Origin of the sequence: Micromonospora sp. NPDC048063 (genome assembly GCF_043202855.1) — a bacterium.
Classification (GTDB): Bacteria; Actinomycetota; Actinomycetes; order Mycobacteriales; family Micromonosporaceae; genus Micromonospora.
Genome location: NZ_JBIDBG010000006.1, coordinates 205,503 through 219,478, shown reverse-complemented (window position 1 = coordinate 219,478; position 13,976 = coordinate 205,503). Strand labels below are relative to the sequence as shown.

Here is a 13,976-nt window from a genome sequence, read left to right as displayed (position 1 = left end):
CGAGCTGCCGGTCACCGCAGGGTCACCACGTCCGGGGCGCTCACGTCGATGGTGTCTGCCTCGCGGTCGAGCAGGGCGGTGGCGACCCGCGCCTTGTCCGCGCCCCGGGTCGCGTCACCCCAGACCACCACCCGGTCGTCGCGCAGCCGGAGCTTGATCCGGGCCAGCCCCTCGACGGTCACGTCCACCAGCCCGGCCCGCAGCTCCGGGGTGAGCACGGCGAGCACCTCCAGGGCGGCCCGGGTCGCCCCGTCGTCCGGCCCCGGCTCGGCGAGCCGGACCACCGGCAGGCCGTCCGGCTGCCGGGGCAGGGTCCGGAACACCACGCCCGCCCCGTCGATCACCACGAACTGTTCGCCGCGCGGCACCGCCGCCACGCCCGTGCGCTCGGTCACCCGGACCACCAGCGCGTCCGGCCAGTCCCGGGTGACGACCGCCCGCTCCACCGCCGGCAGTCCCCCGACCCGCCGCGCGATGGCGGCCAGGTCCGCCCCGGCCAGCGGGGCCCCGTCGGGCACCGCCGCCGCGTCGCGCACCTGCACCGCGCTGACCAGCTCCGCGCCCTCGACGCGGACCTCGCGCACCCCGAACAGGCCGGTGCCGAGCAGCGCCCAGGCGACCAGCCCGGCCAGGCCGAGCACGCCGGCCGCGATCGCCCACGGCAGCGCGGCCCGCATCCGGCGCTGCCGGGCGCGGGCCATGAACCGCCGGGTCGAGGCGGGGACCGCGTCGCTGCCCGCCCGGACCAGCTGCCACCGGCGCACCGGTCCGCGCCGGCCACCGCCGTCCGCGCCGGTGGTGCGCCCGCGCGCCGGACCGGGGCTCATCCGGCCGCGGGTGCCGCGCCGTCCGGGACCGCGCCGCCGACGCCGGGAACGGTGCCGCCGATGGTCGTCGCCCCGCCGGCCTCGCCGCCGGGCGTCGTGCCCGCCGGCGCCGCCGGATCGGCGGCACGCGCTGACAGCGCGTCCAGCAGCTGGTCCCCCATCAGCGAGATCGGCGGGGCGCCCATGGTCACCACGACGTCGCCGGGGCGGGCCCGCCGGGCCACCTCGGCCGGCGCCGCCTCCCACGAGTCCACGAAGACCTTCCGCTCCGCCGGCAGCGGCACGGCCTCGACCAGCGCCGCCGAGCCCTCCCCCGGCTGGCGCAGCTCGCCCGGGCCGAAGACCTCCAGCAGCACCAACTCGTCGGCGATGGCCAGCGCCTCGGCGATCTCCGTCTGGAGGTCGCGGGTGCGGTAGAGCCGGTAGGGCTGGAACACCACGATCAGTCGGCCGTCCCCGGCCACCTCGCGCAACGTCTGCAGCGCCAGCGTCATCGAGGTCGGGTGGTAGGCGTACTCGTCGTAGACCAGCACGTCGTCCGCGACGCCCTTACGCTCGAAGCGCCGCCGCACGCCGGGGAACGCCGCGAGCGCGGCCTCGGCCGACTCCAGCGGCAGCCCCAGCAGGTACGCGGCCAGCACCGCCGAGGCGCTGTTGAGCCCCATGTGCCGCCCCGGCACCGGCAGCCGGAACTCGCCCAGCGACCGGCCGTCGATCTGCGCCAGGTAGCGGACTCCCCGGGCCGACGAGGCGATCCCGGTCAGCCGCAGGTCGGCGTCGGCCGCCTCGCCGTACGTGTGCACCCGCCGGCCCTCCGCGCGCAGCGTCTCGGCCAGCCGCCGCCCGCCCGGGTCGTCGGCGCAGGTGATGATGAAGCCGTCCGGGTCGGTGAGCCGGGCGAACTCGGCGAAGGCCGCCTCCAGGTTGGCCAGGTCGCCGTAGGTGTTCAGGTGGTCGGCCTCGACGTTGGTGATGATCGACACGTACGGGCGGTAGATCAGGAAGGAGCGGTCGCTCTCGTCCGCCTCGACCACGAAGTACTCGCCCGTGCCGTGGTGGGCGCCCGAGCCGACCTCGGAGATCTCCCCGCCGATCACGAAGGACGGGTCCTGCCCGGCCTGCTGGAGCACCATCGTGACCATCGAGGTGGTGGTGGTCTTGCCGTGCGTGCCGGCGACCGCCACCGTCCGGCGGCCGGTCATCGCGGCGGCCAGGGCCTCGGAGCGGTGCAGCACGCGCAGGCCGCGCCGGCGCGCCTCCACCATCTCGAGGTGGTCCTGCGGGATCGCCGAGGAGTAGACGACCGTGTCGACGCCGTCGAGGTTGGACGCCTCGTGGCTCATGTGGATGGTCGCGCCGAGAGCGCGCATGCCGGCCAGGGAGGGCCACTCCCGCAGCTCGCTGCCGGAGACCCGGATGCCCCGGGTGAGGAAGAGCCGGGCCAGGCCGCTCATGCCGACCCCGCCCACCCCGATCAGGTGGATCGTGCCCAGGTCCTCCGCGGTGAGCGTGCCGGCCGGGGTGAACTGTGCGGTGTTCATGACGAGAACCTTCCGGTCGCGGCGGCGCGGGCCTCGGGGCGGACGGGCCGCGCCCTCATCGGGCCACCGCCTCGTAGACGAAGTTGAGCAGCGCCTCGTCGCCGTCGCGGCGCCCGTACGCGGCCGCGGCGGCGCCCATGGCGGCGAGCCGGTGCGGGTCGCGGATCAGCGGGATGACGGTCCGCTCGACCCAGTCGGGGGTCAGCTCGGCGTCGTCGACGAGCAGCCCGCCGCCGGCCTCCACCACGGGCAGCGCGTTGCGCTTCTGCTCCTGGTTGCTGTGCGGGTAGGGCACGTAGATGGTGGGCAGCCCGATCGCGGCCACCTCGGCGCAGGTCATCGCCCCGCCCCGGCCCAGCATCAGGTCGGCGGCGGCGTAGCCGGCCTCCATCTCGGACAGGTACGGCAGCGTCACGTACGGGACCGGCAGGTCGGTGGGGACCGGCACCGGCTCGTTGCGGGCGCCGATCACGTGCAGCACCTGCACCCCGTTGCGGGCGAGTTCCTTGGCCGCCCCGGCGACCGCGAGGTTGATCGAGCGGGCGCCCTGCGAGCCGCCGGCGACGAAGAGCACCGGCAGGTCGGGACGGAGCCCGAAGTGGGCCCGCGCCGCGTTGCGCATGGCGACCCGGTCCAGGCCGGCGATGCCCCGGCGCAGCGGCACGCCGACGACTCGGGCGTCGCGCAGCGCCTCGGCCTGGGCGGGCTGGTGCGGGAAGCCGACGGCGACGTGCTTGGTGAACCTCATGCCGAGCCGGTTGGCCACGCCCGGCGGCACGTTCACCTCGTGGATGACGATCGGCAGCTCGCGCCGCCAGGCCGCGAGGTAGGCCGGCACGGAGACGTACCCGCCGAAGCCCACCACCACGTCGGCGCGCACCTCGTCGATCACCTTGCCCGCGGCGCGGGCCGCGGTCCACATCCGGCCCGGGGTCTTGACCAGGTTCATGTTGACCGACCGGGGCAGCTGGTAGGCCGGGATCTGCCGCAGGTCGTAGCCCTGCGGCGGGATCAGCTCGTTCTCCAGGCCCTTCGGGGTGCCCAGGCAGGTGATCCGGACGCCGGGGTCGTGTCGGCGCAGGCAGTCGGCGAAGGCGAGCAGCGGGTAGATGTGCCCCCCGGTGCCACCTCCCGCGAGCACCACCGAACGCAGCGGACCCATCAACGTCTCCTCTCGTCCGCCGACCCGCGCCGGGTCCGGGCGAGCCGGACGCCGCGCGGTGCGGCCTGGTCGTCGGGCCGCCGCTCCCGCGACCGGGGCACGGACCCTCGGGCAGCCGGGGGCGACGCCGGGCGGCGTCGCCGCCCGGGAAGCGGCGGCAACGGGGCCCAGAGTAGTCGGACCCATCGGGCCGGCGGACGGGCATGCAGCGCTCTGGCGGCGTCGGGTTCGGCGCGGGCGAAGGAGGCGAGCATCCCGATCGCGGCGAGCGTCACGACCAGGGCGCTTCCGCCGTCGGAGATGAACGGCAGCGGCAGGCCGGTGATCGGCAGCAGCCCGACCACCCCGCCGATGTTGATCACTGCCTGGCTGACCAGCCAGGTGGTCGCCGCGGCGGCGGCGAGCCGGCGGAACGGGTCCTCGACGCGCCGGGCGATGCGCAGCCCGGTGTAGGCCAGCACGGCGAACAGGCTGAGTACCACGACGCAGCCGATCACGCCCAGTTCCTCGGCGATGATCGCGAAGATGAAGTCGTTGTGCGCCTCCGGCAGCCAGCCGAACTTGAGGCTGGACTTGCCAAGCCCCACGCCGAACCAGCCGCCGTGCTCAATGGCCAGCCGCCCCTGGTAGATCTGGTAGCAGCCCTCGAGCTTGCAGTCGTCCGGGGAGGGCGGGTTGAAGAACGACATCAGCCGGGCGAAGCGGTAGTTCTCCTCGCCCCGCTCGCCGGAGCCGGCGCCCAGGGAGGCGACGGCGATCAGCAGGCCGACGCCGAGCAGCCCGAGCACGGACAGTGTGCCGAAGACGCGCATCCGCACCCCGGCCGCCCAGAGCAGCCCCACCACCACGGCGAGCAGGCAGAGCATCGTGCCGAGGTCGTTGTAGCCGACCAGGACGAAGAGCAGGCCGACGACCGGGAAGAGCGGGGTGGCCAGCTCGCGCCACCAGCCCAGCGCGGCGCCCTTGCGGGCGATCACGTGGGCCCCCCAGAGCACCAGGGCGAACTTCGCCAGCTCCGAGGGCTGCACCTGGATGCCGCCGACGAAGAGCCACAGCAGCCGGGCCTCGACCGGGCCGATCCGGGCGGAGTCCTGGCCGGTCAGGCGCGCGTACGCGAGCAGCAGGTTGAGCACCAGCAGCAGGCCGACGGCGGTGAACAGCAGCGGCCGGCCGAGCACCCGGTAGGTCTTCGCCGGCAGCCGCTGGCAGGCCCAGAAGGCGACGATGCCGATCACCGCGAAGATCGCCTGCTTGGTGAGGGCGGCGAAGGCGTTGCCGCCCTGGGCGTACTCGCGGACGCTGGTCGCGGAGAAGACCATCGTCAGGCCGATCAGCAGCAGCAGCCCGGCGCTGGACAGCAGCAGGTAGTAGGAGGCCAGCGGACGGTCGAGCAGGCCGCGCAGCGCGGCCAGCCCGCCCGCGGCGTCCACCCCGCGCAGCGCCCGGCCGCCGGCCTCGTCCGGCCCGCGCGTCGCGGCGGGCGCGTCGCGCGTACGGGTGGCTCCGGGTGACCGCCGGGGCGTCGTCTCTGTCGTGCCCTCGATGCCTCTGCCCTCCCCCACGCAGACCATCATCGCGGTTTCCCGGGGTCGCCACCGGCGCAACCGGCCGGTCGGCGTGTCGGGCTTGCGCGCGGCGGCGTGCGCCTCCCCAGGCCGGGCGCGGCGCGGGGCCCGGGCGACGCGCGCCCGGGCCCCGCGGCGGGACCGACCGGTCGGCTCAGGTCATGTTGGCGAGGAACTCGCTGTAGAAGAGCCCGAGCGCGATGGCCACGCCGATGCCGGCGATGATCCAGAACCGGACCACGATGTTGACCTCGCTCCAGCCGGCGAGCTCGAAGTGGTGCTGCAGCGGCGACATCCGGAACACCCGCTTGCCGGTGGTACGGAACGAGATGATCTGGATCACCACGGACATCGTGATGATCACGAAGAGGCCGCCGATGATCGGCAGCAGCAGGATCGTCCGGGTGGACATCGCCATGCCGGCGATCAGGCCGCCGAGGCCCAGGGCCCCGGTGTCGCCCATGAAGATCCGTGCCGGCGAGGTGTTCCACCACAGGAAGCCGACGCAGGCCCCGGCCGCCGCGCCGGCGATCAGCGCGATCTCCAGCGGGTCCCGGACCGTGTAGCAGTAGTCCTGGGTGTAGTTCGGGTCGGCGCACCAGTGCCGGTACTGCCAGAACGCGATCAACGCGTACGCCGCGAGGACCATCACCGAGGCGCCGGTGGCCAGGCCGTCGAGGCCGTCCGTGAGGTTGACGCCGTTGGTCGCGGCCATCACCACGAAGATGAAGATGACCACCGCGCCGATCTTGGAGACGTCCAGCGCCGGGATGTCCCGGATGAAGCTCAGCGTCGTGCTGCCCACGGTCTCGGTGTTGGTCACCGCGCCCGAGGCGTCGGTCATGGTGCTCGGGAAGTAGAGCGCCACCACCCCGAAGACCGCCCCGACCAGGATCTGGCCGAGCAGCTTGCCGCGCTTGTTGAGGCCACCGCTGTGCCGCTTGCGCACCTTGAGGAAGTCGTCGATGAAGCCGACGGCGCCGGAGAAGACCATCAGCCCCAGCAGCACCAGGGCGGTGATCGTCGGCTCGACCTGGGCGATCTGCGCGTCCGGCAGGGTGGTCAGAGCCAGGTGGCCGGCCACGTACGCGATGACCGTGGCGAGGATGAACACCACGCCGCCCATCGTCGGCGTGCCCTTCTTGCCCTCGTTGCTGGCGAGACCGAGGTTTGATCGGATCGGCTGGCCGGCCTTCAGCCGGGCGAACACCTTGATCGCGATCGGGGTGCAGAAGAGCGAGATCAGGAAGGCCACCCCGACGGCGACGATGACCGCCCTCATGCGGCGCCGCCCCCCGTCGCCTTCCCGTCGCCCGCGGCGTCGGCGCGCAGCGCGTCGGCCACCTCCCACGTGCGGTACCGGGAGCCCTTCACCAGCACGACGTCGCCCTGCCGTAACTCGCTCCGCAGCACCTCGACGGCCGCCGCCTGATCGGTGAGCAGCACCGACTCTCCTCCCCAGTCACCTACCGATGTCGCGCCTTCGTGGATCGGCGCGGCCGGCTCGCCCACCACGAGCAGCCGGTCTACGCCCAGCTCGGCCGCGAGCCGGCCGACCTCGGCGTGCCCGTCGCGTTCGAACGGCCCGAGTTCGGCCATGTAGCCGAGCACCGCGACGGTGCGCCGCTCCCGCCCGATGCCGGCCAGCGCGCGCAGCGCGACCGCCATGGAGGCGGGGTTGGCGTTGTACGAGTCGTCGATCACGGTCACCCCGTCGGCGCGTTCGAAGACGTCCATCCGACGGGTCGAGACCAACCCCAGCGCGCCCAGCGCGATCGCCGTCTCGGCCAGCGGCATGCCCAACTCGCGGGCCACCGCCGCGGCGGCGAGGGTGTTGGAGACCTGGTGCCGGCCGGTCAGCCCGAGCCGCACCGGCGCGGTCCCCTCCGGGGTGATGAGGGTGTACGCGGCGCGGCCCCGGTCGTCCAGCGTCACGTCCTCGGCCCGCACGTCGGCGTGCGCCGCCTCGCCGTAACGGATCACCCGGGCGACCGTACGCGAGGCCATCGCGTCGACCAGCGGGTCGTCGGCGTTCAGCACGGCCAGGCCCTCGGCGGGCAGCGCCTCGACCAGCTCCCCCTTGGCCAGCGCGATCGTCTCCACCGAGCCGAACTCGCCGATGTGCGCCACCCCGACGTTGAGCACCACGGAGATCCGCGGCGGCACCACGTCGCACAGGTAGCGCACGTGCCCCACCCCGCGGGCGCCCTTCTCCATCACCAGGTAGCGGGTCTCCGGCCCGGCCTGCAACGCCGTGTACGGATGCCCCAGCTCGTTGTTGAACGAGCCGGGCGGGGCGACCGTCGGGCCGAGCCGCGCGGCGAGCTGGGCGATCAGGTCCTTGGTGGTGGTCTTGCCGGAGGATCCGGTCAGCCCGATCACGGTGAGCCCCGGCAGCCGGTCGACCACCGCGCGGGCCAGCCGGCCCATCGCCGCCAGCGCGTCGTCGACCAGCACCATCGGCACGCCGGGCACCTCGCGGGTGCCGAGCACCGCGACCGCGCCGGCGGCCACCGCGGCGGCGGCGTAGTCGTGCCCGTCCACCTTCTCGCCGGGGAAGGCCACGAAGAGCGCGCCCTGGCGCACCTTGCGGGAGTCGAACTCGACCGGGCCGGTGACCGTGGCGTCCGGGTCGGCGGCGACGAGCCGCCCGTCGACCGCCGAGGCGACCTCGGCCAGGCTGAGCGCGATCACCGCTGACCCGCCGGGTCGGCGAACCGGGCGCGCAGCGCGTCGGCCAGCTCGGTGCGGTCGTCGAACGGGTGCACCTCGCCGCCGATCTCCTGCCCGCGTTCGTGGCCCTTGCCGAGCACCGCGATGACGTCGCCCGGCTCGGCCAGCCGGACCGCCGCGTCGATGGCGGCCCGGCGGTCGGGCACCTCCTCGACCCGGGCGGCCGTGCCGGCCCGGCGGGCGCCGTCGAGCACCTCGGCCCGGATGGCCGCCGGGTGCTCCGTGCGCGGGTTGTCGTCGGTCACCAGCACCACGTCCGCTCCCTCCGCCGCGGCGGCGCCCATCACCGGCCGCTTGCCCCGGTCGCGGTCGCCGCCGGCGCCGATGACGCAGATCAGCCGGCCGGCGCCGAACTCCCGCAGCGCGGCCAGCGCGGCGACGATCGCGTCCGCCTTGTGCGCGTAGTCGACCACTCCGCGCACCGGCCCGGGGGCGGCCACCAGCTCCAGCCGGCCGGGCACCCCGCCGCAGGCGGCCACCCCGGCGGCGGCGGTCTTCGCGTCCACCCCGGCGGCGACCAGGACGGCGATGGCCAGCAGGGCGTTGGCCACGTTGTGCCGCCCCGGCAGCGCCACCCCGGCCGGCAGGGTCAACCCGTCCGGGCCGTGCGCCGTGAAGCGCTGCGCGTACCCCTCGCCGCCGACCTCGTCGGCCCACCAGGTGGCGGTCGGGTCGCCGGCCGCCGAGTAGGTCACCGTCGCCGGCTTGTACAGGGGCTTCAGCGCCGGGTCGTCCTGGTTGAGCACCTCCACCGCGCAGCGCCCGTCGAACAGCTGCGCCTTCGCGGCGAAGTAGTCCGCCGAGTCGGCGTGGAAGTCCAGGTGGTCGGAGCCGAAGTTGGTGTAGCCACCGACGGTGAACCGGACGCCCCCGACCCGCCCCATCGCCAGGGCGTGGCTGGAGACCTCCATGACCACGGCGGTGACGCCGCGCTCGCGGGCGGCGGCCAGCATCGCGTGCAGGTCGGTCGCCTCGGGCGTCGTGCGCACGCTGTCGACGACCAGGTCGCCGAGGCGGGTCTCCACGGTGCCGATCAGGCCGGTGGTGTGGCCGGCGGCGCGCAGGCCCGACTCGACCAGGTAGGCGGTGGACGTCTTGCCGGCCGTGCCGGTCACCCCGATCACCGTCAGCCCCTCGGTCGGGTCGCCGTAGACGGCCGAGGCGAGGACGCCCAGCACCGCGCGCGGATCGGCGACCACCAGCGCCGGCAGGCCCGCCTCGGCCGCGGCCGGGGCGCCCGCCGGGTCGGTCAGCACCGCCACCGCGCCGGCCGCCGCCGCGCCGGCGGCGAACTCCGCGCCGTGCCGGCGGGCACCGGGCAGGGCGGCGTACAGGTCGCCGGGGCGGACCTCCTGGCTGGCGTGGGTCACCCCGGTCACCACCAGCTCGGCGGCCCCCTCCGGGGGGTCGACGGCGAGCCGGGCGGCGAGGTCGCCGAGCCGGGTGCCGATCACGGTACGGGGACGAGGATTGCCGGACACGGCGTCAGACCCTACCCGGTCGTCCGGTTCCGGCCGCACAGCCGCCCCGGTGGTTCGTCCGCACTCACCGATGATGTCCCGGCGTGACCGCTCAGCGCGGATAGACCGTGAACTTCGGGGCCTTCTCCCCGCTCGGCGGCACGCCGTAGTGACGCAGCGTGAACTGCATCATCTCCCGGAACGCCGGCGCGGCGATGTCCCCGCCGCCGCCGGCGGGCGTGTGCGCGAAGACCGCGATCACGTAGCGGGGGTTCTCGGCCGGGGCCATGCCGATGAACGAGGCCACCTCGCCGGGCTGCTTGCGCCCGTCGACCAGCCGCCAGCCGGTGCCGGTCTTGCCGGCGACCCGCCACTCCGGGATCGCGGCGGCCCGGCCGGTGCCGTCCTCGACGGTGGTCACCGCCTCCAGGATGGTCCGCAGGGCGGCGGCGTTCTCCGGGCTGAGCACCGACCGGGTGACCGGGGGCTCGGTCGGGGTGGACTTCCCGTCCGGCCCGATGACCGCCTTGACCAGGCGCGGCTGGACGTACGTGCCGTTGTTGGCGATCGTCGCGTAGACGGCGGCCATCTGCAGCGGCGTGGCGTCGACGCTGTGCCCGATCGGCACGGACCCGGCCGACGACCCGCTCCACTCGTCGGCCGGCAGCAGTCGCCCGCTGGCCTCGCCGGGCATGCCGACCCCGGTCGGCTCGCCGAGACCGAACCGCTTCTGGTAGTCGATCAGGCGTTCCGGGCCGAGCTTGTCGGCGATCTGGATGGTGCCGACGTTCGAGGAGTACGCCATCATGCCGGGCAGGCTCATCCGACGGCCGCCGGCCGGGTGGGTGTCGGCGAACCAGGTGTCGCCCTTGCGGATCGCGTTGGGGATCGGCAGCGTCGTGTCGGGGGTGATCTCCCGCTCCTGCAGGGCGGCGCCGAAGGTGACCGCCTTGTGCACCGAGCCGGGGTCGACCACGAAGCTGGTGGCCGCGTCCTCCCGGTCGGTCGGCTCGCTCTCCTCGGGCTTCGCCGCGTTGTAGGTGGGGTGGCTGGCCTGGGCCAGCACCTCGCCGGAGGGGATCTCGAGCACCACGGCCGCGCCGGTGCTGCCCTTGCTCTTGGCCATGTGCCGGGCCAGTATCCGCTGTGTCATGAACTGGAGGTCGCGGTTGACGGTGAGCTGTAGGGAGCTGCCCGGCTTGGCCTTCGTCGTCTCGCTGTAGCCGCCGGGGATAGGGGCGGCCAGGTCACCGAGGCCGACCTCGTAGACCCGCTTGCCGTCCTCGCCGCGCAGCACGTCGTCGTAGCGGGCCTCCAGCCCCTCCAGCCCGACCATGTCCTGGCTGGTGAAGCCGAGCAGGTTGGCGGCGAGGTCGCCGCCGGGCACCTCGCGCCGCTCGTCGCGGTGGGTGCCGATGCCGGGCAGCTCCAGCGCGGTGATCTGCCGGGCCCGGTCGATGTCCACCCCCCGGGCCAGGTACTCGAACTCGGAGTCGGCGCCGTTGATCCGCTTGCGCGGCTTCATCTTCTCGGCCAGCTCGGAGGCCGGGATGCCGAGCAGCGGGGAGAGCGCCTTCGCGGTGCCCTGGATGTCCTTGACCCGGGTCGGGTCGGCGTAGACGTACCGCGCCTCGACGCTGTGCGCCAGCGGGGCGCCGTCCCGGTCGTAGATCGCCCCCCGCGCCGCCGGCAGGGTGACGGTGCGCAGCCGGTCGGCCACGCCGCCGCCCGCGTACGCCGGGGTGTCCACGGCCTGGAGGACAACCAACCGGATGCCGATGACGGCGAACAACGCCAGGGTCAGCACGGTGCCCAGCCGCAGCCGGCGGCGGGGATCGGCCAGCCGCGGCGGCTTCGGCGGCTTGCGCGACGGTCGCCGGGCGGCCGGTCGCTCCGGCCGGCGCGGCGCGCGGCGGCGGGGTGCCGGCGGCTCGTCGTCGTGGCGCGGGCCGCGCGGGGTGACGGTGCGGACGACGCCGGAGCGGCCCGCCGTCTCCCGGCGGCCGGTCCGGCCGGCGCCCGCGCGCCCGCCGTCGAGCACCTGGAGGGCGGGGCGGAACGGGTCGCCGGAGCGGGTGCTGCGCGGGGTCCGCCGCTGCTCGGCGCGGCCGGCGGCGTCGTCGCGCTCGCCCCGGGCGCCGGCGCGCTGCTCCCGGACGGTGCGGCCCCGCGGGGTGTACGCCCGCGCGTCGGAGATGCCACCGGCCCCCGGCTCGCCGGAACGCCGCTCGGCGCCCCGGCCACCGACGTCGCGGGACGAACCGCGCCGGGAGCCCGTGGCGTCCCGGCGCGGTTCCTCCGATCTCGGTGGCACGGTCGTCAGCCTCCCGCGCCCTGCTGGCTGGTGATCGACGGCTGGCCGTCGGCCGGCTGCGGCACCCCGATCACCTTGCCGTCGGGCAGCCGGATGTAGGCCGGCTCACCCGCCTCCACCAGGCCGAGCCGGCGGGCCTGGGCCTCCAGGTTGCCCGGGGCCTCCGCGTCGGCGATCTGCTTGTTGAGCTGCTGCTGCTCCAGGTCGAGCTTGGCCTGCTGCTCCTGGAGCTTCTCCAGCCGGAAGGCGTTCTCGTTGATCTTCGTGTTGACCAGCAGGATGCCGAGCACCCCGCCGACCACCAGCACCAGCACCAGCGCCGCGAACGGCGCCCGCGGCACCTTCACCGGCGGCGGCGGTGCCACCCGCAGCCGGGGCGGGCGCGCCGCGGTGGCGCCACCCCGCTCGGCCGGCCGCAGCGCGGCACTGCCCTGCGTCGGGAACTCGCGCGCCCCCCGGGCGCGAGTCTCCCCCAGCCGGCTCGTCCGGTCCGCCTTCGGCGTGCCGGTCCCGGTGCGCGTGGCCCGCTCCGCCGCGATCCGGCCCCCCGACCGCGGTGCGCGCTGCCCGCCGCCGGTCACGTCCCGGCGGTCGCGCTTGTCATTCGTCATGTCCCTCCCCCTCTTCGTCCGTCCCTGTCCCGTCCCCCGGGATCCCTCGGATCCGTCTCGGACCCGGTGGACCCCGCCCCCGGTTGGTGCATCGCCTTGACCCGCCGGCGGTACCGTTCGCGGTCGGTACGCCCCTGCTGCGCCGCGTCCGGGTCGAGCCGCTCCGCGGCCCGCAGGCGCACCGAGGCGGCCCGCGGGTTCGCGGCGACCTCCCGCTCCCCGGGCAGTTCGGCGCCCCGGCTCAGCAGCCGGAACGTCGGACCCGACCCGGGCAGTTCGACCGGGAGGTCGATCGGGCCCTTGCTGCGGACCCGGTCGGCGAGCGCCGCCTTGGTCAGCCGGTCCTCCAGCGAGTGGTAGGACAGGACCACCATGCGGCCGCCCACGTTGAGCTTGTCGAGCGCGGCCGGCAGCGCCGTCTCCAGCGCTGCCAGCTCCTTGTTTACCTCGATCCGTAAAGCCTGAAACGTTCTCTTTGCCGGGTGTCCCCCGGTTCGTCTGGCTGGTGCCGGAATCGACTCCCGCACCAGCTCCGCCAGCCGCGCCGACGAGGTGATCCGGGCCCGCTCGCGCTCCCGGATGATCGCCGAGGCGATCCGGCCGGCGAACTTCTCCTCGCCGTAGACCCGCAGCACGCGGGCCAGGTCCGGGTGGGAGTAGGTGTTGACCACCTCCTCGGCGGTCACCCCCCGGGTCTGGTCCATCCGCATGTCCAGCGGGGCGTCCTGCGCGTACGCGAACCCGCGGTCGGGCGCGTCGAGTTGCAGCGACGAGACCCCCAGGTCGAACAGGATCCCGTCGATCCCCGGGTAGCCGAGCCGGTCGAGCACCTCGGGCAGCTCGTCGTAGACGGCGTGCTCCAGGTGGACGCGGTCGGCGAAGCGGGCCAGCCGGACGCGCGCGTGGGCGAGCGCCTCCGTGTCCCGGTCCAGCCCGATGAGCACCGTCTCCGGATGCGCCTCCAGCACCGCCTCGGCGTGCCCGGCCAGGCCCAGCGTCGCGTCGACATGGACCGTCCGCCCGCCCCGGCCCAGCGCGGGGGCCAGCAACTCGAGACACCGCTCGAGCAGCACCGGCACGTGCGTGCCGCGTAGCTCCCCCATGTCGACCCCCACTGGTTGAACCTCGTCCTTCATGTGCCTGTCGTCGGACGACGCCGTGCCGTCGTACCGCCAGATCCCCATCCGCTCCCGCCCGCCGGAGGCCGCGGCCCTCCCATCGGATCGTGCGCCTGGCACCGGGGAAGGGGTGCCAGGAACTCGAAAGCGGGTGGAGATCTCGCAGTACGTCGGGCGCCGTCACGCCCTACAGACCGCCGGGCAGCACCCCCTCCTCGATGTCGGCGAAGTCGTCTTCGCTCTCCGCGAGGTAGTTCTCCCAGGCGGCCTTGTCCCAGATCTCCACCCGGGTGCTCGCGCCGATCACGACCAGATCCCGGTCGAGGGCGGCGTACGACCTCAGGTGGGCCGGGATCGTCACCCGGCCCTGCTTGTCGGGCACCTCGTCGTGCGCGCTGGCGAAGAAGACCCGGCTGTAGGCCCGGGCCGCCTTGTGCGTCATCGGCTGCGCGCGCAACTGCTCCGCGATCCGCTGGAACTCGGGCATCGGGAAGACGTAGAGGCAGCGATCCTGCCCTTTGGTGATCACGACACCCCCCGCCAGCTCGTCCCGGAACTTCGCCGGAAGGATCAACCGGCCTTTGTCGTCCAGGCGCGGGGTGTGGGTGCCGAGAAACATCGGCCCAACCCCCTCGCCCTTGAGCG

General features: G+C 74.6%; 10 protein-coding genes and 1 pseudogene. All 11 read right to left on the bottom strand.

Translation table 11 applies throughout. The features are described from left to right. Nucleotides 1–11: 11 nt before the first annotated feature. Entirely contained in the window at nucleotides 12–827 is an 816-nt protein-coding gene (locus ACGFZ2_RS17725; RefSeq protein ID WP_357456600.1) for an FtsQ-type POTRA domain-containing protein, read from the bottom strand. After that, on the bottom strand, nucleotides 824–2,368 hold the full coding sequence (gene murC / locus ACGFZ2_RS17720) for a UDP-N-acetylmuramate--L-alanine ligase (protein WP_393262748.1): 1,545 nt from the start codon (nucleotides 2,366–2,368) through the stop codon (nucleotides 824–826). The genes ACGFZ2_RS17725 and murC overlap by 4 nt, the downstream gene beginning before the upstream one ends. 55 nt (nucleotides 2,369–2,423) lie before the next feature. Then, nucleotides 2,424–3,530, bottom strand: a complete 1,107-nt coding sequence (murG, locus tag ACGFZ2_RS17715; RefSeq protein ID WP_393262749.1) for an undecaprenyldiphospho-muramoylpentapeptide beta-N-acetylglucosaminyltransferase — start codon at nucleotides 3,528–3,530, stop codon at nucleotides 2,424–2,426. Next, nucleotides 3,530–4,942 carry an FtsW/RodA/SpoVE family cell cycle protein gene (locus ACGFZ2_RS17710; RefSeq protein ID WP_393454978.1) on the bottom strand — a complete coding sequence of 471 codons (1,413 nt, stop codon included), beginning with the start codon at nucleotides 4,940–4,942 and terminating at the stop codon, nucleotides 3,530–3,532. Before ACGFZ2_RS17710 ends, murG begins: the two co-directional genes overlap by 1 nt. A gap of 307 nt (nucleotides 4,943–5,249) precedes the next feature. Further along, a complete protein-coding gene (gene mraY, locus ACGFZ2_RS17705; protein WP_393262752.1) occupies nucleotides 5,250–6,377 on the bottom strand; it encodes a phospho-N-acetylmuramoyl-pentapeptide-transferase in 1,128 nt (375 codons plus the stop codon). Beyond that, nucleotides 6,374–7,789, bottom strand: a complete 1,416-nt coding sequence (murF, locus tag ACGFZ2_RS17700) for a UDP-N-acetylmuramoyl-tripeptide--D-alanyl-D-alanine ligase (protein WP_393454732.1) — start codon at nucleotides 7,787–7,789, stop codon at nucleotides 6,374–6,376. The genes mraY and murF overlap by 4 nt, the downstream gene beginning before the upstream one ends. Beyond that, entirely contained in the window at nucleotides 7,786–9,348 is a 1,563-nt protein-coding gene (locus tag ACGFZ2_RS17695; RefSeq protein WP_393454729.1) for a UDP-N-acetylmuramoyl-L-alanyl-D-glutamate--2,6-diaminopimelate ligase, read from the bottom strand. The genes murF and ACGFZ2_RS17695 overlap by 4 nt, the downstream gene beginning before the upstream one ends. 52 nt (nucleotides 9,349–9,400) lie before the next feature. Further along, nucleotides 9,401–11,602 (bottom strand): peptidoglycan D,D-transpeptidase FtsI family protein, encoded by a 2,202-nt coding sequence (locus tag ACGFZ2_RS17690; protein ID WP_393454726.1) that lies wholly within the window; start codon nucleotides 11,600–11,602, stop codon nucleotides 9,401–9,403. 5 nt (nucleotides 11,603–11,607) lie between these two features. After that, entirely contained in the window at nucleotides 11,608–12,213 is a 606-nt protein-coding gene (locus tag ACGFZ2_RS17685; RefSeq protein WP_350712098.1) for a septum formation initiator family protein, read from the bottom strand. Beyond that, nucleotides 12,203–13,316, bottom strand: a pseudogene (gene rsmH / locus ACGFZ2_RS17680) (16S rRNA (cytosine(1402)-N(4))-methyltransferase RsmH). Before rsmH ends, ACGFZ2_RS17685 begins: the two are co-directional and overlap by 11 nt. 202 nt (nucleotides 13,317–13,518) lie before the next feature. Next, the gene (gene mraZ, locus ACGFZ2_RS17675) at nucleotides 13,519–13,950 is read right to left on the bottom strand and encodes a division/cell wall cluster transcriptional repressor MraZ (protein WP_393262763.1); all 432 of its coding nucleotides are present in this window, start codon (nucleotides 13,948–13,950) and stop codon (nucleotides 13,519–13,521) included. Between the last annotated feature and the right edge of the window lie 26 nt (nucleotides 13,951–13,976).

What these genes read in the sequence shown, in the direction of transcription:
- murG (WP_393262749.1), bottom strand. Translation starts at nt 3,530, where the DNA reads ATGGGTCCGCTGCGTTCGGTGGTGCTCGCGGGAGGTGGCACCGGGGGG.
- ACGFZ2_RS17725 (WP_357456600.1), bottom strand. Translation starts at nt 827, where the DNA reads ATGAGCCCCGGTCCGGCGCGCGGGCGCACCACCGGCGCGGACGGCGGT.
- murC (WP_393262748.1), bottom strand. Translation starts at nt 2,368, where the DNA reads ATGAACACCGCACAGTTCACCCCGGCCGGCACGCTCACCGCGGAGGAC.
- ACGFZ2_RS17685 (WP_350712098.1), bottom strand. Translation starts at nt 12,213, where the DNA reads ATGACGAATGACAAGCGCGACCGCCGGGACGTGACCGGCGGCGGGCAG.
- mraY (WP_393262752.1), bottom strand. Translation starts at nt 6,377, where the DNA reads ATGAGGGCGGTCATCGTCGCCGTCGGGGTGGCCTTCCTGATCTCGCTC.
- mraZ (WP_393262763.1), bottom strand. Translation starts at nt 13,950, where the DNA reads ATGTTTCTCGGCACCCACACCCCGCGCCTGGACGACAAAGGCCGGTTG.